The sequence below is a fragment of the Amorphoplanes friuliensis DSM 7358 genome (genome assembly GCF_000494755.1).
GTDB classification, from domain to species: domain Bacteria; phylum Actinomycetota; class Actinomycetes; order Mycobacteriales; family Micromonosporaceae; genus Actinoplanes; species Actinoplanes friuliensis.
Genome location: NC_022657.1, coordinates 2,371,542 through 2,394,015, shown reverse-complemented (window position 1 = coordinate 2,394,015; position 22,474 = coordinate 2,371,542). Strand labels below are relative to the sequence as shown.

The 22,474-nt window shown below is 71.8% G+C and carries 17 protein-coding genes and 1 pseudogene; 11 read left to right on the top strand and 7 right to left on the bottom strand.

Translation table 11 applies throughout. From position 1 onward, the window contains the following. Nucleotides 1-6 precede the first annotated feature (6 nt). The 3 genes from AFR_RS11150 to fabG all read right to left on the bottom strand — a co-directional run bounded on the left by AFR_RS11150 (nucleotide 7) and on the right by fabG (nucleotide 8,925). Entirely contained in the window at nucleotides 7-7,332 is a 7,326-nt protein-coding gene (locus AFR_RS11150) for a beta strand repeat-containing protein (RefSeq protein WP_148307923.1), read from the bottom strand. Nucleotides 7,333-7,424: 92 nt separating this feature from the next. Beyond that, nucleotides 7,425-8,192, bottom strand: a complete 768-nt coding sequence (gene fabI / locus AFR_RS11145; RefSeq protein ID WP_023360426.1) for an enoyl-ACP reductase FabI — start codon at nucleotides 8,190-8,192, stop codon at nucleotides 7,425-7,427. 28 nt (nucleotides 8,193-8,220) lie between these two features. Then, nucleotides 8,221-8,925, bottom strand: coding sequence for a 3-oxoacyl-ACP reductase FabG (gene fabG, locus AFR_RS11140; protein ID WP_023360424.1), 705 nt, complete (start codon nucleotides 8,923-8,925; stop codon nucleotides 8,221-8,223). A gap of 152 nt (nucleotides 8,926-9,077) precedes the next feature. Here fabG and AFR_RS11135 point away from each other — a divergent pair, with 152 nt between their 5' ends. The 5 genes from AFR_RS11135 (at nucleotide 9,078) to AFR_RS48355 (ending at nucleotide 13,224) form a co-directional block, all read left to right on the top strand. Next, nucleotides 9,078-10,274 (top strand): sensor histidine kinase, encoded by a 1,197-nt coding sequence (locus tag AFR_RS11135; protein ID WP_023360423.1) that lies wholly within the window; start codon nucleotides 9,078-9,080, stop codon nucleotides 10,272-10,274. Next, nucleotides 10,271-10,927, top strand: coding sequence for a response regulator (locus tag AFR_RS11130; RefSeq protein ID WP_023360422.1), 657 nt, complete (start codon nucleotides 10,271-10,273; stop codon nucleotides 10,925-10,927). Before AFR_RS11135 ends, AFR_RS11130 begins: the two co-directional genes overlap by 4 nt. A gap of 74 nt (nucleotides 10,928-11,001) precedes the next feature. Next, nucleotides 11,002-11,808: an alpha/beta hydrolase gene (locus AFR_RS11125; RefSeq protein ID WP_041842018.1), complete on the top strand. Its 807-nt coding sequence runs from the start codon at nucleotides 11,002-11,004 to the stop codon at nucleotides 11,806-11,808. Further along, nucleotides 11,805-12,914, top strand: a complete 1,110-nt coding sequence (locus AFR_RS11120; protein ID WP_023360418.1) for an acyltransferase family protein — start codon at nucleotides 11,805-11,807, stop codon at nucleotides 12,912-12,914. Before AFR_RS11125 ends, AFR_RS11120 begins: the two co-directional genes overlap by 4 nt. A gap of 181 nt (nucleotides 12,915-13,095) precedes the next feature. Next, on the top strand, nucleotides 13,096-13,224 hold the full coding sequence (locus AFR_RS48355) for a hypothetical protein (protein ID WP_274519500.1): 129 nt from the start codon (nucleotides 13,096-13,098) through the stop codon (nucleotides 13,222-13,224). 36 nt (nucleotides 13,225-13,260) lie between these two features. On the opposite strand, the gene AFR_RS11115 is transcribed toward AFR_RS48355, so the two are convergent. Genes AFR_RS11115 through AFR_RS11105 form a run of 3 tightly spaced genes read right to left on the bottom strand, consistent with a single transcriptional unit; the run spans nucleotide 13,261 to nucleotide 16,382 of the window. Then, a complete protein-coding gene (locus AFR_RS11115) occupies nucleotides 13,261-14,211 on the bottom strand; it encodes a VWA domain-containing protein (protein ID WP_023360416.1) in 951 nt (316 codons plus the stop codon). Then, entirely contained in the window at nucleotides 14,208-15,221 is a 1,014-nt protein-coding gene (locus AFR_RS11110) for a DUF58 domain-containing protein (RefSeq protein ID WP_023360413.1), read from the bottom strand. Before AFR_RS11110 ends, AFR_RS11115 begins: the two co-directional genes overlap by 4 nt. 9 nt (nucleotides 15,222-15,230) lie before the next feature. Continuing rightward, complete coding sequence (locus AFR_RS11105) at nucleotides 15,231-16,382, bottom strand: AAA family ATPase (RefSeq protein WP_023360411.1); 1,152 nt, start codon at nucleotides 16,380-16,382, stop codon at nucleotides 15,231-15,233. 291 nt (nucleotides 16,383-16,673) lie between these two features. Between AFR_RS11105 and AFR_RS11100 the strand changes: the two genes are divergently transcribed. The 5 genes and pseudogenes from AFR_RS11100 to AFR_RS11085 all read left to right on the top strand — a co-directional run bounded on the left by AFR_RS11100 (nucleotide 16,674) and on the right by AFR_RS11085 (nucleotide 20,234). Further along, nucleotides 16,674-16,895, top strand: a complete 222-nt coding sequence (locus tag AFR_RS11100; RefSeq protein WP_041840783.1) for a hypothetical protein — start codon at nucleotides 16,674-16,676, stop codon at nucleotides 16,893-16,895. Nucleotides 16,896-16,905: 10 nt separating this feature from the next. Next, a complete protein-coding gene (locus tag AFR_RS11095) occupies nucleotides 16,906-17,427 on the top strand; it encodes a PH domain-containing protein (RefSeq protein WP_023360407.1) in 522 nt (173 codons plus the stop codon). A gap of 563 nt (nucleotides 17,428-17,990) precedes the next feature. Next, nucleotides 17,991-19,295 (top strand): annotated as a pseudogene (locus AFR_RS11090) (PH domain-containing protein); the annotation flags it as partial. Between the two features lie 118 nt (nucleotides 19,296-19,413). Next, a complete protein-coding gene (locus AFR_RS48670; protein WP_369076481.1) occupies nucleotides 19,414-19,887 on the top strand; it encodes a pentapeptide repeat-containing protein in 474 nt (157 codons plus the stop codon). Continuing rightward, nucleotides 19,839-20,234 carry a thioesterase family protein gene (locus AFR_RS11085; protein ID WP_023360404.1) on the top strand — a complete coding sequence of 132 codons (396 nt, stop codon included), beginning with the start codon at nucleotides 19,839-19,841 and terminating at the stop codon, nucleotides 20,232-20,234. The genes AFR_RS48670 and AFR_RS11085 overlap by 49 nt, the downstream gene beginning before the upstream one ends. Before the next feature lie 436 nt (nucleotides 20,235-20,670). Here AFR_RS11085 and AFR_RS11080 read toward each other — a convergent pair whose 3' ends face one another. Further along, on the bottom strand, nucleotides 20,671-21,609 hold the full coding sequence (locus AFR_RS11080) for a carbohydrate kinase family protein (protein ID WP_023360403.1): 939 nt from the start codon (nucleotides 21,607-21,609) through the stop codon (nucleotides 20,671-20,673). Nucleotides 21,610-21,725: 116 nt separating this feature from the next. On the opposite strand from AFR_RS11080, the gene AFR_RS11075 reads away from it, so the two are divergent. Then, nucleotides 21,726-22,403, top strand: a complete 678-nt coding sequence (locus tag AFR_RS11075; RefSeq protein ID WP_023360402.1) for a superoxide dismutase family protein — start codon at nucleotides 21,726-21,728, stop codon at nucleotides 22,401-22,403. Nucleotides 22,404-22,474: the final 71 nt, after the last annotated feature.

Below are 22,474 nucleotides of genomic sequence, written 5' to 3'. Positions count from 1 at the left end.
GCCCACTCACCCCCGTTGCCGGCCGCGCCGGGCGCCGACCCGCAGCATCACACCGGCGATCACCAGCAGCACGCTGAGGATCAGCAGGCCGACCAGGTTCTGGCCGGTCGTGGGCAGGTTGTCGCCGCCGCTGCCGCCACTGTTGGAGTTGTCGTCCGGTGCGCCGGCGATGGCGAGCAGCGCCTCGACCGTGTTGTTGACGACATTGCCCTCGGCGCTCGCCGTGCTGATCGTCACGCGTACCGGATAGGTCCCGCTGGGGGCGGTGCTCGCGATCCGCAGGTAGAGCCAGAGCTCGCTCTTGGTCCCGACCGCCGCCTCGGGGCCGACGCAGCTGACGGTGTTGTCGTCGCCGGTGTCCGCCGGGCCGCACTCGGCGGCAACGGTCGCCCCGCCGTCGTCGAACGCGTCCAGCAGGATCCGGGCCGAGGCGAGCGTGACGCCCCGGGGCGGGTCGATGAGGAAGGAGACGTCGGCGGCGCTCTCGGTGCCGTTGTTCTGGTACTGCAGCTTGATCAGCGCCAGACCGCCACGGGCCGCGGAGGTGGTCTTCTTCTTCACCCCGAGCACCAGGTCGACCTTGGGGGCGACCACGCTCAGCGTCGGCAGGGCCTGGTCACCGGCGTCGCCACAGGTGTAGTTGGCCGGGTCGGCGTCGAGGCAGCCGCCACTGATCACGGTGCCGGCCGCGATCTCGGTGCCGACCACCAGCGGGATGCTGAAGCTCAGCGTCTCACCGGCGCCGATCGGCCGCGTGCAGGTGATCGAGTTGGTGCCCTCGTCCCAGACGCAACCGCTCGGCAGCGGCGTACCCGGGGTCAGGCCGTCCGGGATGACCAGGACCATGACGTGCGGGTCGGCGTCGGTGTCGCCGGTGTTCTTCCACCGGACCGGGAGCCGGGTGGTCTGACCGGGCGCGGCCGGGTTGACCGTGAGCCGCCCGAACGTGGTGGTCACGTTGTCGCCGGTCACGCCGGTGGTGACAAGTTTGCCGCTGGAGATGAGCTGGTCGTTGGCGTCGTCGTCCCGGGTCAGCGTGACGCTGCCCGCGGTCCAGACGAGGTCGCTGGCGGCGCCGCCGGCCACCTCGACGGTCAGGGCGACCGTGATGGTGTCACCGGCGTCGACCGGCATGTCGGTGCAGGACACCTCGGTCTCCGCCACGTCGCACTGCCCGGGCGAGGCGTCGGTCTCCGCCCCGGTCACGGTGAATTCGTCCGGCAGCGCTTCCAGCGGTACGACCAGGGACAGGCTCTCCCGCTCGGTCGTGGAGTCGATGGTGATGGTCGGCGTGCCGGACTCGCCCGGCGCGATGGTGACCTGGTTGAGCGCCACCGTCGTGGTGTTGCGCAGCGGCAGGCCCACGGCCAGCTCGTCACAGTCGGTGGTGTCGCCGTTGAGCGCCACGCAGCCGCCGGCGACCGGCTTGGTCGGGTCGGCCGCACTGTTCACGACCACCGGCAGCACCCACACGCGCGGGGTGGCGTTGGCGGCCAGGTCGAACTGGCAGCTGACGCGTGTGGTGCTGAGCAGGCTGCAGTCGGTGGCCGCACGACCCGAGAGCGGGCCGAAGGTGGTCTGGCCGGGCGCGTAGATCAGCGCGACCTGGTTGACCGCGTCGGACGGGCCGGCGTTGGTGACCGTGACGGTCATCGTCGTGGTCGTACCCGGCGTGACCGGGCCGCTGGGCAGCGTCACGGTGGACGTGACGTTCGGCTGCGGCGGGCCGGTGGTGACGATCGCGCCGCTGGTCTGGACGGTCTCGCCGTTGCGAGCGGCCGCGATCGCGTACGCCGTCCAGGTGACGCCCGCGGTCAGGCTGGAGGCGAGTTTCACCGTCACCGACGCGACGGTGTTGGTGCCGACGACAACATTCACACCCGTACAGGTGATCTTGTCGGTGGCCAGGGTGCAGGTGGAGCCGGTGGGTCCGGAGGCCCCGGTGACGGTGAAGCCGGCCGGCACGGTGGCGAGCGGGACCGTGATGGTGATGCCGGTCATCGCCTTCTCGGCGGCAACCGTGACCGTACCGGTGGCCGTGAGACCCGGCGTACCCGTGCCGACCTGGGTGTTGAGGGTGATGTCGCCGCTCAGCGGCGAGCCCAGCTCGATGTCGGGGATCGGCTGGTCGGTCGGGTCGTTGCAGTCGCCGTCGCGGTTGGTGTCCACGCAGCCGTCGCCGACCGGCTGGTCGGTGCCGGTGCTGGCGGGCACCTGGATCTTCAGGACGAACTGCAGGTTGGAGTTGCCGGGCACGTCCACCGTGCAGTCGACGCGGTCGGCGGCGGCCCGCACGCAGTAGTCGGCCACCGGGCTGGTCAGCGCCAGGAAGGTGGTGCCGGCCGGCGCGCGGAACGAGTAGCGGGCGCCCCGGGCCGTCGACGGGCCGGAGTTGGTGATCGTGATGGTCAGGTCGCCGGTGCCGCCGGGCATCATCGTGCCGGGCGCGGGGACCTGGATGGTGACGGCCAGGCGGGCGTCGTCCGGCGCCACGGTCAGCACGCTCACCCCGCGGCTCACGCTGTCGCCGCTCTGCGCGACCGTGACGGTCGGTGTCCAGACCGCCCCGGGTACGGCCGCAGCGGTCGCCGTGAGAGCCAGGGTGAGTGTCACGCTGCCGTTCGCGGCGAAGTCGAAGTCACCGCAGGTGAAGGCGGACGCGGTCGAGGTGCACGGCAGCCCGGTGATGCCGGTGAGCGTGACACCGGCCGGCAGCGTGTCCCGGGCGATGGTCACCGTGACGTCGTCGCGGGCCTCGCTGAGCCGGACCGTGATCGGCGCGGTGGTGCTCGATCCGGGCGTGATCGGCGTGTTGACCGCGCTGATGGTGGCGATGCGACCCATCTGGGCGCGCAGGATGATGTCGGGCATGACCTGGTCGGCGACACCGCCGCAGGCGCCGTTGCCGTCGAGGTCGACGCAGCCGCCGGTGAGGTTGACCGACGGGTCGGCGTTGCCGGGGATCACGATCGGGACGTCCCAGGTCAGCGTGCCGTTGACCGCGATGGTCACCGCACAGGTGATCCGGGAGCTGGAGACCCGCTGGCAGCTGTTGGTCATCGGCGCGGTCAGATCGCCGAAGCCGGTGCCGACCGGGGCGCGCAGCGTGACGACCGCGTCGGTGGCCGTGGACGGGCCGGTGTTGGTCAGCACGACCCGCATCGACGTGGTCGAGCCGGGCACGACCGTCCCGGCCGCCGGGCCGGTGATGCCCGCGGTGAGCGTGTAGACGGGCGTACCGGTGCGGACCAGGATCCCGGCGCCGGTCGCGGTGTCACCCGCGGTGTTCTCGACGGTCAGCGCGCGGCTGGACCAGACCAGCGTGGTCGCCGCACCCGGCAGGACCAGCACCGGGATGGGGATCACGGTGCTGCCGTTGGCCGGGACGCTGACGTTGGTGCACACGATCGCGTTCAGGGTGACCAGGTCGAGCGTGCACAGCGGGGCGAGCCCGAGCGGGACGACCGTGATCGCCGGCGGCTTGCCGGCCAGCGGGATGGTGACGGTCAGGTTCGACAGCGCGGTCGTGGCGGTGAGCCGGACCTGGGCCGTGCCGGTGTTGCCGGGCGTGATGACGGCCGGGACGGTGTCGACGTCGATCTGCCGGTCGAACGACAGGGTGAGCGGGATGGCCGGGAACCCGGTGTCGGGCGCGGGACCGCAGACCCCGTTGTTGTTCACGTCCACGCAGCCACCGGTCAGCGGCTGGTTCGGGTCCACTCCCCCGGAGACGAGCAGCCGGAAGACGTAGCGGGGGTTCACCGCGACGGTGATGTCCTGGGTGCACACCGCACGGGTCGGCGAGTCCAGCCGGCAGGAGCCGGAGGTGGGCGCGGTCAGCGGGCCGAAGGTGCTGCCGTCGGGCGCCAGGACCGAGATGGTCACGGCACGCGCGTCCGACGGTCCGGTGTTGTCGAGGTCGACGGTCAGGTCAGCGCCGGGGCCACCCGGGGTCACCGGGCCCGCCGGGGGCGTCACGTCCACGTCGAGGGTGTAGTCGGGCGCACCGGTCACCGCGAGCTGCCCGCGGAAAGTGATCGAGTCCGCGCCCTGGGCCACGGTGATGTCCGGAACCGTCCAGCGGACACCCTGCGCGACGCCCGGCGCCGCACGGACGGTCAGGTTGACGAAAGCCGTCGCGCCGTTCAGGACGTTGATGCCGGAGCAGGTGACCTGGCCGACGCCCAGCGTGCAGGAGCCGCTGGTGGCGCTCTGCGTGATCAGGGTCAGGCCCGCGGGCAGGTCGTCGAGCGGGACGGTGACGGTCAGACCGGCGACGTCACCCCGGGTCGCGGTGAGCTCGATGTGACCGACGTCCTGGCGGCCCGGCGTGACGGTGACCGGGTCGGTGGTCACCGTGAGCCGCCGGTCCAGCGGGGCGCCGAGCACGATCGGGGTGACCGTGGTGTCGTTCGTGCCGCAGCCGTTGCGGCCGTCCAGGTCGACACAGCCACCGGCGAGCGGGGTGTACGGGTCCGCGGACGCGTCCACCAGCAGCCGGAACACCAGCCCGGGTGTGCTCGTGTCGTCGGCCAGATCCACCGTGCAGACCGCGCGGGTGTCCGAGCTGAGCGTGCAGTACGTCGCCGCCGGCGCGGCCAGGGTGTCGAACCGCGTGCTCGTCGGGGCCAGCACCGTGAACGTGTAGTCGGTGGCGTCCGAGGGGCCGGCGTTCGACACGACCACCGTGAGGTTGCCGTTGCCGCCGGGCTGGACCGTTCCCGGCGCGGGACCGGTCGCCGTGGCCGTCACGTCGACGACGGGGTCGCCGGTGATGGCGAGCGTGATGTTGTTGTAGGTCAGCTGCTCGGGGCCGTCCGCGACCACGATGCCGTCGGCGATCCACCGCGTACCGGCCGTGACCGAGGAGGCCACCTCGACGGTGAGGGTGAGGTCGATCGCCTGGTTGGCGGTCAGGCTGATGCCGGTGCAGGAGACCTGGGACGCGCCCGTGGTGCAGCTGCCCGACGGAACGCTGCTGGTCGTGACGCGCATCCCGGTCGGCAGGCCACCGGTCGGGACGGTCACCGTCAGACCGGACTCCGCCCGCGTCGACCTGAGCGTGATCCGGCTCGGGCCGGTGCTGCCGGGCGTGATGGTCGGCGGCGTGAACCTGACGTCCAGGCGGCCACCGATCGGGGTACGCAGCGTGAGGTCCGGCAGCGCCACGTCGTCGGCGTCGGCGCAGTCCCCGTCGCCGTTGAAGCTCACGCACCCGCCGCTCAGCGGGGCGCTGGTGCTCGCCTGCGCCGACACGGTGAGCGGCAGGGCAAGCGTCAGGTCGGCGTCGGCCACCAGCGACACCGTGCAGCGCAGCGCGCCGGGCGCGGTCTGGGTGCAGACCTGGGCGGCGGTGCCGGTCAGCGTCCGGAACGTCGTCGAGCCGGGAGCGATCACGGTGAAGACCGCACCGGTGGCGTCCGACGGGCCCTCGTTGGTCACGACGACCTGCATCGAGGTGTCCTGACCGGCCGACACCGTGTTGGGCGCGGGCCCGGTCGCCTCGGCCGACAGGGTCCAGCCGGGGTTGGCCGTGACCAGCGGGCCGGTGGCCGTACCCGTGGAGTCGCCGCTGGTGGCGGTCACCGCGGCACCCGTGGAGGCGACCCAGTCGGCGGTCACGTTCGACGCGAGGCGTACGGGCACCGACACGGTCGTCGAGCCCATCGCCGGCACCGTGACACCGGTGCAGCGCACGAAGGTCGTGGTGCTCGTGCACGTACCGCCACCGGTGGTGGTCACGGTGCCGACCGTGTAGCCCGCGGGCGGCGCGGGCAGCGTGATCACGGCGTCGGTGGCCGCGACGACACCGACGTTGGTGACCTTGACGCTGGGCACCGCGGAGGGCCCGCCGGGCACACCGGTGTCGGAGGTGATCGTGACGCCGTTGGTGAAGTTCACATCCGGGTCGCTGACCGTGACCAGCTGGCCGCCGCCGCTGAGGGCGCGGCCGTTGAGCGTCGCGGTGATGCCGCTGACCGCCCAGGTGACACCGGGCGCGGTGGTGGTCGTCGCCGCCACGCGGACGCTGATGGCGGTGCTGCCGTTGGCGGGCACCGTCACACCCGTACAGGTGATGGCAGTGGAGGTGACGCCGCAGCTGTTGCCGCCGACGGTGGCCGACATGACGGAGAGGCCGGCGGGGCGGCCCGAGATCGGGATCGTGACGGTGGTGGTCGCGTCGGACGGGCCCTGGTTGGTGACGGTGATCGGCGTCGACGCGTTCTTGCCGGCCGGCACGGTCATCGGCGTGACCGTGATGGTGCCGCCGGTGGTCTGCGGCGCGCCGACCGTCACCAGGGTGCCGTTGCCGGTGACCGACAGCGTGGTGCCGGGAACGGCCGCGACCGGCGTGCTGATCGCCGTGATGGCACCGGAGGACGGCGCCCAGTTGGACGCGTCCGCACCCGAGGAGGCCACGGTGACCGGCAGCGAGACGGTGACACTGCCCGCGCCCGGCACGGTCACGCCGGTGCAGCGGACGTTGGTCGTGCTGCTGGTGCAGGTGCCGCCACCGGTGGTCGTCACCGTGCCCAGCGTGTAACCGGACGGCGGCGCCGGGATCGTGATGACGGTGTTCGGGGCCGCGATGTCACCGTTGTTGGTCACGTTCACGGTCGGCGTGCCCGAGTTGCCCGGCACGATCGTCCGGCCGGAGGTGGTGATCGCGCTCAGGTTGACGATGCCGGAACAGGTCGACTCGGCCACGACGACCGAGCCGCTCGCCACGCCAGCGAGCCCGCCGCCGAGCAGGGACACATCAAGACCCCGGACCGTGTACGTCAGACGCCCGGTCGACGACGCGTACGTGGCGGTCTGCCGGTCGACGACGACGCCGGCGACGCTGGGGATGCTGATGTTCGTGTTCGCGGTCGGGTTGACGGCGTTGCCGGCGATGTTCAGATTGACCGCGTCGGTGTCACCGCTGATGCTCGACGCCGTCATCAGACAGGTCGTGCTGACGGCATCCGCGCCGATCGTCGACGCGCCGAGCAGGCTCAGACCCTCGACCTCGGCGGACGCGGTGCCACCGCCGGCGGACGGGCCCGTGGCCGCCCGGACCGTGCCGGAGCCCAGAATGTTCTGGCCGCCGATCGAGGCCGTCGTGCGGGTGTTCGCGGCCTGACCGGTCTGCCAGGTGCTCTGCGGGGTGGTGATGGGCAGCGAGATGCCACCGAGCAGCGTGATGGCCGCTCGCACACCCTGCGCCGTGGTGTTGATCGTGCCGGCCGCGGCCTGGGCCGCCGTGGGCGGACCCACGAGCCCGACCGCGACCAGCACTGCCAGGAGCAGCGCGGCGGACCGCACATGCTGCGAGGAAGCTGAGAACATGCGCCCGTTCGCCACCTGGCGAATTTAAGCCCGACATATGCGAAAGATCTTTCGTTTACGAAAAACCTCCACAAGTCAGACTTATTGGGGTCTCATGCCCCCAGAGCGTGATACCCACCGTCGACGTGCACGATCTCGCCCGTCGTGGCCGGGAACCAGTCGGACAGCAGGGCGCAGATCGCCCGTGCGGTCGGCTCCTGGTCGCTCAGGTCCCAGCCCAGCGGCGCCCGCTCGGCCCAGGCGTCCTCGAACTGCACGAAGCCCGGGATCGACTTGGCCGCCATCGTGCGCAGCGGCCCGGCCGAGACCAGGTTGCTGCGGATGCCCTGCTTGCCGAGGTGCAGCGCCAGGTACCGCGACGCCGACTCGAGACCGGCCTTGGCCACGCCCATCCAGTCGTAGACCGGCCACGCCTTGGTCGCGTCGAAGGTCAGCCCGACGACACTGCCGCCACGGCCCATCATCGGCACGCAGGCCATGGCCAGCGACTTGTACGAGAAGGTCGAGACCTCCAGTGCCTTGGCGACGTCCGCCCAGCCGGCGTTGAGGAACTCACCGCCGAGCACACTCTGCGGGCCGAACGCGATCGAGTGCAGCACACCGTCGAGACCGTCGACGTGCTCGCGGACCTTGCCCGCCAGCGCGTCCAGGTCGTCCTGGCTGGTCACGTCGAGCTCGATGACCGGCGCGGGCTCCGGCAGCCGCTTGGCGATCCGCTCGACCAGCGACATCCGGCCGAAACCGGTGAGCACGACGGTCGCTCCGTTCTCCTGGGCGATCTTCGCCGCCGAGAAGGCGATCGACGCGTCGGTGATGATGCCGGTGATGAGCAGGCGCTTGCCGGCGAGCAGTCCAGACACTGGTGATTCTCCGTTTCGCAGAGGCGGGTCAGTGACCCATGCCGAGGCCGCCGTCGACCGGGACGACCGCACCCGAGATGTACGCCGCGCCGTCGCCGGCCAGGAACAGCACCGCCTGGGCGACCTCGGCCGGAGCCGCGAGCCGCCCGGCCGGGATCGCCTTGAGGATCTCCGCCTTGCGGGCGTCGGTCAGCACGTCGGTCATCTCGGTGTCGATGAATCCCGGTGCGACCACGTTCGCCGTGATGTTACGGCTGCCCAGCTCCCGGGTGATCGAGCGGGCCATGCCGACCAGGCCGGCCTTGCTCGCCGCGTAGTTCACCTGGCCCGGCCCGCCGTAGAGCCCGACCACCGAGGAGATGAAGATGATCCGGCCCCACTTGCCGCGCAGCATCTTGCTGCTGGCGCGCTTGGCGACCCGGAACGAGCCCGTCAGGTTGGTGTCCAGCACCCGGGTGAACTGCTCCTCCGACATGCGCAGCAGCAGCGTGTCGTCGGTGATGCCGGCGTTGGCGACGAGCACCTCGACCGGGCCCAGTTCCTTCTCGACCTCCGAGAACGCCGCGTCGACGGCAGCGGAGTCGGTGATGTCGCACTCGACCCCGAACAGGCCGTCGGGCGCGCCACTGCCGCGGTGTGTCACGGCGACCCGGTCGCCCTGCGCGGCGAACGCCTGGGCGATGGCCAGGCCGATGCCGCGGTTACCTCCGGTCACCAACACGGTGCGGGCCACGCGTACTCCTCTGCTCTCGGGACTCGGACCGCTCGAAGACTAGGCGTTACCTGCGGGTAGGAGGAACCCGGCCCTTGTCATACCTGAGTAGGGCATCGAGATCGTCCCTGAGGGGCACGACGCGCCGGTGCGGCGGACCGTAACCTGCCGGGATGGAGGTTGTCGGCGCTCTGCGGCGGGTGGTTTCCGGTCCGGACCGTCCCCCGGCGCCGGTCCTTTCCCGCCGCCTGACCAAGATCCAGGTGTACGCCGTACCGCTCGGCCTGCTCGCCCTGCTCGGCGCCGGGCTGGCCAACGGGCAGTATCTGCTCGAGAACCGCTCGACGGGTCAGTTCATCGCCGTGGTGCTCTCGGTCTGGGCGGTGCTCCCGGTCCTGCTGGCCTTCCGCCGGCCGCTGCTCGCCTGGCGGATCTCGTACCCCCTGCTGTTCGTCGGGGCGCTCGGCAAGGGGCCCCGGGAGGCCTGGCCCTGGACGACGGTCCAGATCATCGGCTTCCTCATCGTGCTGATCCTGCTGGTCCGCCGCGAGGAACCGGGTGTTGTCGCCTGGGTGACGGCGCTCAACATCGTGCCGCTCTTCCTGCTGGCGCCGTGGACCAACGCCTGGGGCGTCACCGTGTGGTTCATCGCCGTCGCCCTCGCCGGCGACCTGGTGTCACGGCGGCGGCGCAGCCGCGAGGCCCTGGCCCAGCAGACCGAGCTGACCGAGCTCGAGAAGGCCCGCCGGGCGGTGCTGGAGGAACGTGCCCGCATCGCCCGCGAGATGCACGACGTGGTGGCACACCACATGTCGATGATCGCCGTCCAGGCCGAGACCGCGCCCTACAGGATCACCGGGCTGCCCGAGCCAGCACTGGCCGAGTTCACCACGATCGCCTCCGGGGCGCGTGAGGCGCTGACGGACATGCGGCGGCTGCTCGGCGTGCTGCGGGCCGAGGACAGCGACACCCTGCTGGCGCCGCAGCCGGGACTGTCCGACGTGGGCGCGCTGGTCGAGACCGCCCGGCGGGCCGGTGTCACGGTCCGCCTCGAGACCGAGGGGATCGAGCACGTGCCGGAGGCGGTCGGGCTGGCCGCGTACAGGATCGTGCAGGAAGCTCTCGCGAACGCGGCCCGGCACTCGCCGGGCGGCCCGGTGCACGTCGCGGTCCGCGGCAGTGCGGGGTTGCTGCGGCTGGAGGTCGGCAACGGGCCCGGCTCCCCGGCGGTGGCGGCCGGTGGTCCCGGGCACGGGCTGATCGGCATGCGGGAGCGGGCCGCGCTGCTCGGCGGCACGCTCGAGGCCGGCCCGCAGCCCGGCGGCGGTTACCGTGTCGACGCACGACTGCCACTCGGGGAGGGCACGTGATCCGGGTTCTGATCGCGGACGACCAGGCGATGGTCCGGCAGGGTTTCGGGGCGCTGCTCGCCGCGCAGCCGGACCTGCTCGTGGTCGGCGACGCGGCCGACGGCGAGCAGGCGATCGCGGCGACCCGGCGCCTCGACCCGGACGTGGTCCTGATGGACGTGCGGATGCCGGTGATGGACGGCCTGGAGGCGACCCGGCGGCTGCTGACACCCGGCTCCGCGGTCAAGGTGCTGATCCTGACCACCTTCGACCTCGACGACTACGTCTACGAGGCGTTGCGGGCCGGGGCGAGCGGCTTCCTGCTCAAGGACGCACCGGCGGCCGACCTGGTGCAGGCGGTCCGTGTCGTGGCGGGCGGTGAGGCATTGCTCGCGCCGTCGGTCACCCGGCGGCTGATCGCGGAGTTCGCGGCGCGGCCCCGGGGCGAGCGGCCACGGCCCACCGCGCTGACCGGCCTGACACCGCGCGAGACCGAGGTGCTGCGGCTGATCGCCCGCGGCCGGTCCAACCAGGAGATCGCGGCGGAGCTGGTGGTGGCCGAGCAGACCGTGAAGACCCACGTCGGCCGCATCCTGGCCAAGCTCGGACTCCGCGACCGGGCCCAGGCCGTCGTCTTCTCGTACGAGTCAGGTCTGGTCGCCGCCGGGGAGTAGCTCTCGGGTAGGGCGTCGCAGTGAGCACTCAGGACTGACGATCCGGGGCAGGCCGTCCCCGCATGGTCCTGGCCATGCGGATTCCCCTGGCTCTTCTCACCCTGACCCTGGCACTTCCCGTCCCCGTCACCAGGCTCTCCCCCGAGGTCGCGGACGTCCCGCGGTCGCCGGCCGGGCGGCAGTTCCTGACCTTCGATCCGCGCGGCGACGGTCTCGCCGTCGAGGTGCTCGGCGATCTCGGGACGGCCGACCGGATCGCCGTGCTGGTGCCCGGCGTCGACACGACCCTGCGGAACTTCGACCGCGGGCTCGGCGGTGTCGCCCGCCGGGCGCCGGCCGTCCAGGCGCGGGTACTGCACGCCCGGCTGCAGTCCCTCGAACCAGGCGCGCGGGTCGCGGTCATCGCGTGGCTCGGCTACGACCCACCGGAAGGCCTGTCGCTGGAAGCCGCCCGCGACGTACGGGCCCGCGCCGGGGCCGCGGCCCTGACAACGTTCGTCCGAGGACTGCCCGCACGGGTCCGGGTCACGGTGATCGGGCACAGCTACGGCGCACTGGTCGCCGGCCTGGCCGCGTCCCGGCTGCCCCGGGTCGCCGACATCGTCGCGCTCGGAGCGCCCGGGATGGGCGTCGACTCGGCGGCGGACCTCGGGGGCGCCCGGGTGTGGTCCGCGCTGGCCCCCGCCGACTGGATCCGGCGGGTGCCGCAGCTGCGGCTGCTGCATCTCGGGCACGGGCGGCGGCCATCGGCGCCGGCTTTCGGAGCGGTGGCGCTGCCGACCGACGGTGTGACGGGCCACGACGGCTACCTCTGCCCCGGCACCGCGACCCTCGACGCGGTCGCCTCGATCGTCCTGACCACCTCGGCGGGTGCGGCGTGACGGGCGACGGGCGGGATCGCAGTGTCGACGCGGTGCGGGCTTTTGCCGTGCTCGGTGTGGTGGCCGGGCACTGGCTGGTGACCGGGCTGGTCCCCGACGCGGACGGGCTGCACACCGTCAGCCCGCTCGTGGCCATGCCCGGCGCCGCACCCGTGTCGTGGGTGCTCCAGACCCTCGGGTTGTTCTTCTTCGCGGGTGGCTTCGCCGCGGCCCGATCCCGCACCCCCGTACGGCTCGGGCGGTATGCGTGGCCGGTGCTCGGCCTGCTCGCCGTGTGGGCGCCGCTGCTCCTGCTCGCCGCCGCGTTCGACGCCCCGGCGGCAACCCTGCACACGATCGCCGGCCTCGTCGTCAGCCCGCTGTGGTTCTTGCTGCCATACCTGGCGTTGTCCCTGGCGACCCCGGCCCTGCAACGGATCCTCCACCGGACCGGCCCGGTCCTGCTCGTGGTGCCGATCGCAGTCGTCGCCCTGGTTCCGGGGCTCGTTGCGGTTCCGGCGGCATGGGCGGTGCCGTGGCTGCTAGGAATGCTCGTTGCCGGCTACACCCGGACCAGCGACAGGAACACCATGCTGGCCTACACCGGCGCTGCCCTCGCGTTCGGCGGTGCGGCCGCGATGGTCGCCCTGATCCGCTACGGCCACTTCCCCGCCTCCGCGGTCGGCATCCCCGGCGCCGAGCGGTCCAACCTGTCGCCGCCGTCCCTCGTGGCGGTCGCGCTCGCCGTCACCCAGACAGGTGTATTTCTGCTGCTGCGCGGGCCGATCCTGCGGCTGATGCGGCACGACCGCGTCTGGCGTCCGGTCGCCGCCATCAACCGTGCCGCCGCCCCGATCTACCTGACGCACCAGAGTGTTCTGCTCGCGGTCGCCGGGGTTGCGGCCCTCGTCAACCCCGCGATGCCCGGACTTCTGACGGCACCGACCGGCCCGTCCTGGGCCGCCGGACGCGCGCTGTGGCTACCTGTCCTGGCCCTCGTTCTGGCCGCCGCGACCCGTGGGCGACACCACGGCGAGCCGAGTTTCTTTAAGCGGGGCTTAAGAGGTACGCTCTTCGACGGTTCTCGAGCCCGGACTACTGACGGAGGTGATCGCTGTGCGAGATAGCGATCCTCCCAGTCGTGGCCGGGCCGCTCGTCAGCCGCTCTGACCTCGATCTCTGAGCTCGACCCGCTGACGCAGAACCATCCCCGCTCCAACTTGCCGCACCGCGGCTCCGTCCTCGTGCCGGAGCCCGGACGGCGTCGTGCGCCGCGACGGAGCGAGGGTGCCGGCCGCGACGCTTCGTGTGCGCACTTTCCCCATCGGTTCTCACCGGAAAGTCACAGCCATGAGCAAGTTCGTCGCACCGCTCAGCTTCACCCTCGCCGCCGCCTGGGTGGTCATCCTCTTCGTGCTGGTGCACAGTGCACCCTGACGATCGGCACCCTGAGAGCCGGATTCCCGGCTGCCACTAGGGCAGCCGGGACGTCCACAACAGACTCATGCCGCCCGCGATCAAGCCGAGCAGGAGCGCGATTCCCGCGTACCACTGGGTGACCTCGCGGGGCTGGACGCGGTGGCCGATCGAGCTGCCCATGTCCTCGTAGACCTGCTTGAGCTCCGACACCGACGCGGCCTCGTAGAAGTAGCCCTTCGTCTTCTCCGCCAGCTGCTGCAACGACAACCGGTCCACCGGCACCCGCTGCAACTGACCGCGGATGTCGACCACACCGGTGTCGGTGCCGAAGGCGATCGTCGACACCGGCACGTTCGCCGCTTCCGCCGCCGCACCCGCGTCCTCGACCGAGCGGCCCGAGGTCCGGTAGCCGTCCGACAGGAGCACGATGCGCGCCGGTGGGGCGCCGTCCGCGCCGTCGGCCGGAACCGAACGGATCGCGTCGAGTGAGGTGAAGACGGCCTCGCCGGTCGCGGTCGCCTCGGCCAGCGTCAGCCCGTCGATGCCGGCGATGACCGCGGAACGGTCCTTGGTCGGCGACACCAGCACGTTCGCCGACTTCGCGAACGACACCAGGCCCAGGTTGTAGGTCGGCGGCAGCTCCTGGACGAACGCTTTCGCCGCCTCCTGGGCCGCCTCGATGCGGTTCGGGGCGACGTCGTCGGCCTCCATCGACAGCGAGACGTCGATCGCCAGCATCACCGTCGCGCGTTCCAGGGGCTCCTCGCGGTCGATCGACGGCCGGGCCATGGCCAGCGCGAGGGCCAGCAGGCTCAGCACGAATGCGCCGGCCGCCGCGTGACGGCGCCAGCCCAGACCCTTCGGCGCCAGCGTGCGGAGCAGATCCACGTTCGTGAACTTCATCGCGTACGTGCGGCGGCGGAACTGGCGCCACGCGTACGCGCCCGTCACGAGCAGCACGGGGAGCACGGCGAGCAGCCACCACGGCTGCAGGAAACGGATCATCGTGTGGTCCCCCGGGTTCGTGCGTGCCGCTGCGCCGCCACAAAACGGACGACGTCGAGCAGCCAGTCGGTGTCGGTGCGCAGTCTCAGATGGGCGGCGCCGGCGGCGCGCAGCGCCCGGGCGATCTCACCGCGCTGGTTGCCCGCCGCCTCGGCGTACCGGGCGCGCAGCTCCGGGTCGGCCGTCTGCACCTCGTGCAGCGCGCCCGTCTCCGGGTCGGCCAGGGTGAGCACGCCGACGTCGGGCAGCTCCAGCTCGCGGGGATCGACCACCTCGATCGCCAGCACGTCGTGCCGCACGCCCAGCTTGCGGATCGGGCGTGACCAGCCGTCGACCGGCGCCATGAAGTCGGAGATGACCACGGCGACACCCCGGCGGCGCGGCGGCCGGTTCAGCAGGTCGATCAGCGCACCCAGGTCGGTCCGTCCGGGCCTGATCCGGGTACGCGCAATGGCGCGCAGCATCCCCTGAGCTTCCTTGCGCCCGGGGCGGGCCGGCATGCGGACGACCGGCGCCGACTCGGGCGCCTGCTCGGCCCGCTCCGGGCGCCGCCGCCACGGGAAGCCGCGCTGCTCACGCTGCACGACACCCGAACCCGTACCGACCACAGCGCCGATGCGGTTGCCGCCACGGACGGTCAGGTGAGCCATCGCCGTCGCTGCGGCCAGTACCAGATCACGCTTGAGCATCGCCGCGGTGCCGAAGTCGAGGCTGGCCGACAGGTCCACCGCCATCCACGTCTCCAGCTCACGGTCCGCGACCGTACGCCGGACGTGCGGCAACGTGGTCCGGGCGGTGACCGGCCAGTCCATGCGCCGGACGTCGTCACCGGGCCTGTACTCCCGGCTCTCCCCCGCCTCACTTCCGGGACCGGGGAGGAGCCCCGCGTAGTCGCCCTGAAGCAGACCGTCGAGCTTGCGCGTCACCAGCAGCTGCAGACGTGACAGCACCGCCTCGGCGCGGGCGGTGCTCGCGTCCTTGGTCGCCGGAGGCAGGTCAGCGGTGGTCACGGCGAACCGTCACTGCTGTCCCGGCCAGGCCGGCTGCTGCGGCTGCGGCTGGTGCTGCTGCTGGGCTTCGAACGGCACGCCGCTGGCCGGGGCCGGGACACCGGAGACCTGGTGGCCGTTCGGCGAGGCACCCTGCCGGGACGCGACCGACGGCATCGGCACGCTGGCCATGATGCGCGCGACGATGTGGTCCGCCGGGATGTCGTCGGCCAGCGCGTCGTAGCTGAGCACCAGCCGGTGCCGCAGAATGTCCGGCGCGATGTCCTGCACGTCCTGCGGGAGCGCGTAGTCACGACCGCGCAGCAGGGCCAGGGCGCGGGTCGCGCGGACGATGCCGAGCGAGGCACGCGGGCTGGCGCCGTACTGGATGAGCTGCGCGACGTCCGGCATGCCGTGCTGGGCCGGGGCGCGCGTGGCGAGCACCAGGCGGACCGTGTAGTCGACCAGGGCGTTGTGCACAAAAACCTGGTCGGCGCGGCGCTGCAGCGCGAGCAGGTCCTCGGAGGTGAACACGGCCTTCGGCTCCGGCGGGCTGACACCCATCCGGTAGACGATCTCACGCTCCTCGGCGTCCGTGGGGTACCCGACGACGATCTTCATCAGGAAGCGGTCGCGCTGAGCCTCGGGCAGTGGGTAGACACCCTCCTGCTCGATCGGGTTCTGCGTGGCCATGACCAGGAACGGGTCCGGCACCGAGTGCGTCTCGCCGCCGATCGACACCTGGTGCTCGGCCATGACCTCGAGCAGCGCCGACTGCACCTTCGCCGGAGCACGGTTGATCTCGTCGGCGAGCAGGAAGTTGACAAAAACCGGGCCGAGCTCGACGTCGAACTTCTCGCTCGACTGCCGGTAGATCCGGGTGCCGACGATGTCGGCAGGCACCAGGTCAGGCGTGAACTGGATGCGGGAGAACGAACCGCCGACCACCCGGGCCAGGGTCTCCACGGCCAGCGTCTTCGCGACACCGGGCACACCCTCGAGCAGGCAGTGACCCCGGGCAAGCAGAGCGACGAACATCCGCTCGACCATCCGGTCCTGGCCGACGATCACCCGCTTGACCTCGAACATCGCGCGTTCGAGCTGCGTGGCGTCCTGCGCGGGCGGCACCGGGGCGCCCGGATCGGCGCTCGTCGTGCCCTCGGGCGTGGTCGGCTCGGCCACCGGTCCTCCATCGAGATTTTTCGCGTATCCGGGTCGCGCCGGCACGGGTGCCGACGCTCAAGACTTACACGACCATGCTTGGAGCCGTCGGGCAGAGCCTGATTACGCGCCGGTCACCAGCAGCCGGAGATGTCGATCTTTCTGCGCGATGCGCTCGAACGGGCACCCGTTCCGGGTAGACGGACAGCCCGGCCACCCGTGTAACATTCAGCGCGTCGCCGGGCGACTTCCCCCGTGGTCGCCCGGCGCTCAACTCCCCTCCGGCTGCTGTTCTGCAGCTACTGTTTCGGAGTGGTCGAGGAGCTCAACCCCCAGTGCTCAGCAAAACGGTGTCGCGCGCCCGCCGCGTGGGCGTTGCGGTGGAACAACCCGAAGCTGCACGAACCGGCGTACCGGAAAACCTGGCTGGCCTGCGAAGATCACCGCGAGCACCTCGGCGACTTCCTCGGCGCCCGCGGTTTCCTGCGCGAGGTCACCGAGTTCAGGACGACGCAGCACGACAGCACCCCATAGGCTCCATGCTGTGACCGAGTCCGGCGCACCGGCGCCCGCCCCCACCGACCCGCTCGAGCCGTGGCCCGACACGGTGACCTGGCGGCCGGTCTCCCGCAGCCTGATCACTGTGGAGTTGATCAACCGCGCCGTCTGGGTGCTCATCCTGCTGGCCGGCCTCACCACCGCCTGGACGATCACCGACCACCCGGCCTGGATCGCCGCCATGGCAGCCGTCGTCATCTTCGCCGTCTGGCGCTCCATCATCACGGTCCGCGCCGTCAAAGCCTGGGGCTACGCCGAACGCGACAACGACCTCCTGGTCCGCCACGGCCTCGTCATCCGCCGCCTCTCGATCGTCCCGTACGCCCGCATGCAGTTCGTCGACGTCACCGCGGGCCCCCTGGAACGCGCCTTCAAACTCGCCACGGTCCAGCTTCACACCGCCTCGGCGGCCAGCGACGCCAAGATCCCCGGCCTCCCACCCGAGGAAGCATCCCGCCTCCGCGACCGCCTCACGGCCCTGGGCGAGGACCGGGCCGAGGGCCTGTGACCGCCTCCGCCCGCCCCCAGCCCGGCCGGGAACCCGCCGACCCGCCTTCGCAGGCCGGCGCGTCCACGCCACCGGATCTCCCTTCCGGCACCGCTCATCCCGCACCCAGCGAGTCGGCGCAGCCACTGAGCGCGGCCATCCCAGACGCATCCGCGTTGCCGGACCCCAATTCCTCGATCGCTCCCCTCACCCCCCGCGAGCCGGCGCAGCCGGGAACCGCGAGCCCGCCCGGCGACCCTGTCCCCGATGCCGGGACGCCAACCGCTCACCCCGCGCCCAGCGACTCGGCGCAGCCCGAAAATGCGAGCCGGCCCGGCCACCCTGTTCCTGATGCCGGGACGCCAACCGCTCACCCCGCGCCCGGTGACTCCGTGCAGCCAGGAAGCGCGGCTGTCCCAGACGCATCCGCGCTGCCGGATCCCGATTCCTCGGTCGCTCCCCGCGAGCCGGCGCAGCCGGGAGATGCGAGCCGGCTCGGCGAGCCGGCGAGCGCTGCTCTCCCCGGCGGGTCTGCGCCGGGGGACGCGGTAGCCGCACCGGATGAGGCCGGGCCGGCCGATTTCGTGGCGGTGGCAGAAGGTGAGCCGCGGCGGCGGTTGCATCCGCTCAGCCCGCTGCTCAGCGGGGCGAAGTCGATCGCCGTCATAGTCGCCGCGCTCAGCTGGCAGACGTTGTCGCAGGTCGGCGTGGAGCGATTCGCGCTGGTGGTCGGGGTCATCGCCGTCGGGGTGGTCATTTTCTCGGTGATCGGGTGGTTGAACACCGGCTACCACGTTGTCGGGCGCGAGCTGCGCATTCAGGACGGGCTGCTCTGGCGGCGGAACCGGGCCATCCCGCTCGACCGGCTCCAGGCCGTCGAGCTGCGGCGGCCCTTGCTCGCCCAGCTGACCGGGCTGGCCGAGCTGCGGCTCGAGGTTGTCGGCGGTGGCAAGACCGAGGCACCCCTGGCCTACCTGACGGTCCGGGAAGCGGCGGCGTTGCGGGAGCGTCTGCTGGCGCTTGCCGGGCGTACCCCCGGAGCAGTTGACCGTGCGGCCACGGACCCGGCGGCCGGGGCACCCGCGCTGGAACGACCGCTCTTCCGGGTCGGCAACGGCGACCTGGTGGTCAGCCAGCTGCTCACCCCGCAAGCTTTTCTGCTGCCGGTCGGCGTCGCGTTCGTGATCATGCAGTTCGTGCTCGAAGGCTCCTGGACCTTCGTCGGCATCGCCAGCACGGTGACCGCGATGGCCGGCGTGCTGCTGCAGCCGGTCCGCCGGGTGCTGCAGGACTGGGACTTCCGGCTGGCGCGTGACCCCGACGGGCGGCTCGCGGTCCGCTACGGCCTGCTGGAGACCCGCAGCCAGATCGTGCCCCTCAACCGCGTGCAGTCGATCGGCGTCACCTGGCCGCTCCTCTGGCGGGCCAAGGGCTGGCTCCACCTGCGCCTCGACATCGCCGGATATGCGGGCCCGCAGTCGAACAACGACAAACGCTCCGACCGCCTCCTGCCCGTCGGCAGCCCCGAGGTGGCCCGCGCACTGGTCTGGGAAGTCCTGCCGGGCGTCGACCTCGCCGCCCTCGCCACCTCACCGCCGCCGTCCCGCGCCCGCTGGCTCAACCCGATCGCACTCAAGTCGATGGGCGTAGGCCTGACCGACGAGGTTTTTGTGTCGCGGTCGGGTGTGCTCACCCGCGAACTACAGACAGTCCCCTACGCCCGCCTGCAGAGCGTCCGTGTGATCCAAGGCCCGCTGCAGCGACTCCTCGGCCTGGCCACGGTCTACGGCGACACGGCCGGCGGGCGTTCCGGGGTCGCCCGCGACCGCGACGTCGCCGAAGCGTGGTGGCTTGCCGATCAGCTCTCTCTTCGCGCGCGCCACGCCCGCGGCCCGGCACCGCTGGTCACGGCCACGGTGGCCGACCCGGCCGAGGTCGCCGCAGACCCGGCGGCACCGCAGGCTTTGCCGATCGACGACCGGGCAGCCGAACAGTGGGCCGCACCTGGTGCCTCGGCGGACTCCGCCTGGCCAAACCCGAGCGAGCCGGGAACGGCTGCACCCGGCCAGGCCACACTCGGCGAAGCCGCATCCGACCGTGCCACACCCGGCCACACTGCTTCCGGCCACACTGCTTCCGGCCACACCGCGTCCGGCCAGGCCTCCTCGGGGCACGCCGCACCGGGCCAGGTTGCACTCGGCCACGCCACAACGGGCCAAGCTGCACCCAGCCAAGCTCCAGCAGGCCAAGCTCCAGCAGGCCAAGCTCCAGCAGGCCAAGCTCCAGCAGGCCAAGCTGCAGCGGGCGCAGGTGCGACGGGGCCAAGTGCGACGGGCCGGGGTGCATCGGGATCGGGTGGTGAGGTGCCGGGTGAGGGGGCGTCGGAGGATGACTCTTTCTGGCGGAGGCCTGCGCAGCCTTAAGCTGTCGGCATGGAGCTTCCGGAGTTTTCGCCCGGTCTCACCGCGCGGGTCGAGCTGACCGTCACCGATGCCGACACCGCCCAGGCGCTCGGGTCTGGTGATGTGCCTGTGCTCGGCACGCCCAGGGTGCTCGCGCTCGCCGAGGCGGCCACTGTGGCGGCCACCGCCCGGCAGATCCCGGGTGGTGTGACCACGGTGGGTGTTCGCGCGGAGGTCGAGCACCGCGCGCCCACCCCGGTCGGCCGCATGGTCACCGCGCTGGCCACGTTGGCCAAGGTGGACGGCCGCAAGCTCATCTTCGACGTGGTGGTCCGCGACGGCGAAAACCTTGTCGCCGAGGTCCGGGTCGAACGCATGGTCCTGGACCGTCAGCGCTTCATCGCCAAGGCCCTCGGCGACGCCTGACCCCGGCCGGCTCTCGCTGCCGAGGGCCTGCAAGAGACTCAGCGAAGATGCTCGACGAGTGCACCCCGGAAGTCACCGACGGAGGCGGCACCCAGGCGCCCCACCCCAACTTCCTTGAAACAGGCCCTAAAAGTCGCGTCTTAGGCCCTGTTTCAAGGAAGTTGGGCCTGCTCGAAGGCCGCGCGGAGGCAGCCGAGGCCATACGAAGTCCTCAGTCCGGCCCGAAGGCCACGAGGAAGCCCCGAACGCGACCTGTGGGCCGCACCCAATCACCCGGACCGCCAACTCCACCTTGAACGCGCGCTCAAGCGGCGCGAAGGCCGCCCGAGAAGCGCCAAGGGTCAGAGGAGGGCGCCCCAGCGCGGCGCGAAGGCCGCCCGAGAAGCGCCGCGGGTCAGAGGAGGGCGCCCAGCGGGGCGCGATGGCCACCCGGAGGTCAGAGGAGGGCGCCCCAGCGGGTGGTGAGTTCTTCGTTGGTGGGCATGGCCACCGCACCGCCGGGGCTTTCGCAGACGAGGCCGGCCACGGCCAGGGCGAAGCGGACGTACCGCTGCCAGCCCTCGAGATCAGCAGGCACCCCGTCGGCCAGCAGGCGGCGGATCAGTGCGCCCATCACCGAGTCGCCCGCCCCGGTCGCGTCGACGGCGGACACCGCAGGCGCAGGCAGCATGACGTTGGCCTCGGGTGTCGCCACGTAGGCGCCCTTCGCGCCGCAGGTCACCACCACAGCTCGGGCGCCGATCTTCAGGATGCGGTCGGCGGCTGCGGCGGGGCCGGCGCCGTCCCAGAGGACCTCGGCGTCGGCGGAGCTGAGTTTTACCAGGTCGGCGGTGGCGAAGAACTCTTCGACGAGGTCGCGGAGGGCGGTCACCGCTGCGGCGTCCGGGAGGAGTTTCGGGCGGACGTTAGGGTCAAAAACGCGCAGCGGGCCGTCGATCGCCCACGCTTTGCGGGCGGCGTCCTGGAACGGTTTGCGCATCAGGGAGATCGACCCGGCGTAGACGACGTCCGCGGCGGCCACGACGGATTCGTCGATGTTGTCGGGGCGGAGCAGGGAGTACGACGGGGGTTCGCCGTAGAACTGGAAGGTCGGCTCCGCGCCGTCGAAGGTGGTGACTGCGAGGGTGGTCGGTACGCCGACGCGGGTCAGGTTGTTCGAGTCGACGCCGAGCTGGCGCAGGAAGGCGGCGATGCGGTCGCCGAGGGTGTCGTTGCCGAGGGTGCCGTAGTAGCGGACGTCGCCGCCGAGGCGGGTGGTGCCGACCGCGACGTTGAGCGGGGCGCCGCCGATCGCCTGGCGGTAGATCAACTCGCCGTCACGCTCGGTCTCCAGAAGATCGACGAGCGCTTCCCCGAGCACCACCGCGTAGCCCATTTCCGTCCCCTCACGTAACGCCTGTGTAAACCCCGTCAGCCTTACGTCCGCAGCCTCAGAAAGCCAGCGAGTCCGCGATGCTCGCCCGATTTGCCCATGTTTGAGATACTTCATCCATGCGTCTGCTCGCCGTGCCTCTGCTGCTCACCGCCGCCCTGTCCGGGTGCGCCGACTCGGGTCTGCCCACCGCCACCGAGGTCTCACCGCCACCGGGGTCCACGCCGTGGTTCGTCAGCGGCGCACCGAGCCCGCCCGGCCCGTCGGCCACACCATCGCGGAGCGACATGGGCGCGCCGATGACCGAGGGCACGGTCACGGGCACCTTCCTGCCCTTCCCGCAGGGCGTCCGGGCGATCACCTACGACCCAAAGGTGGTCCCGGCGGGCGCGACCGCCCAGGTGGTGATCGGCCGGACCGCCAAGGGCACATCGGTACGCCTGGCAGTCACCGGCATGGTCCCCCGGCGTACGTACGGGGCGCACCTCCACCGCCGGACGTGCACCTCGGTGCCGGACGACGCGGGCCCGCACTACCAGCACAGCAGCGACCCGAAGGCCGCCGCGTCACCGCCCTCGGTCGACCCGTCGTACGCGAACCCGCGCAACGAGGTGTGGCTGGACTTCACCGCCGACGGCCAGGGCGCCGGATCCGCCACGGCGGCACAGGCCTGGAGTTTCGACGAGATCGAACCGCCTCGCTCGCTGATCGTGCACGCGCTGCGTACCCGTACCGAGGTGGGCAAGGCCGGGACGGCCGGAGCGCGCGTGGCCTGTCTCACCCTGGCGACGCGGTGATGCCCGGCTGCTCTTGATCTTGGTCAGGCGGTAACGTCAGGGGCGGGACGAGGGACGACGCGCGATGACGG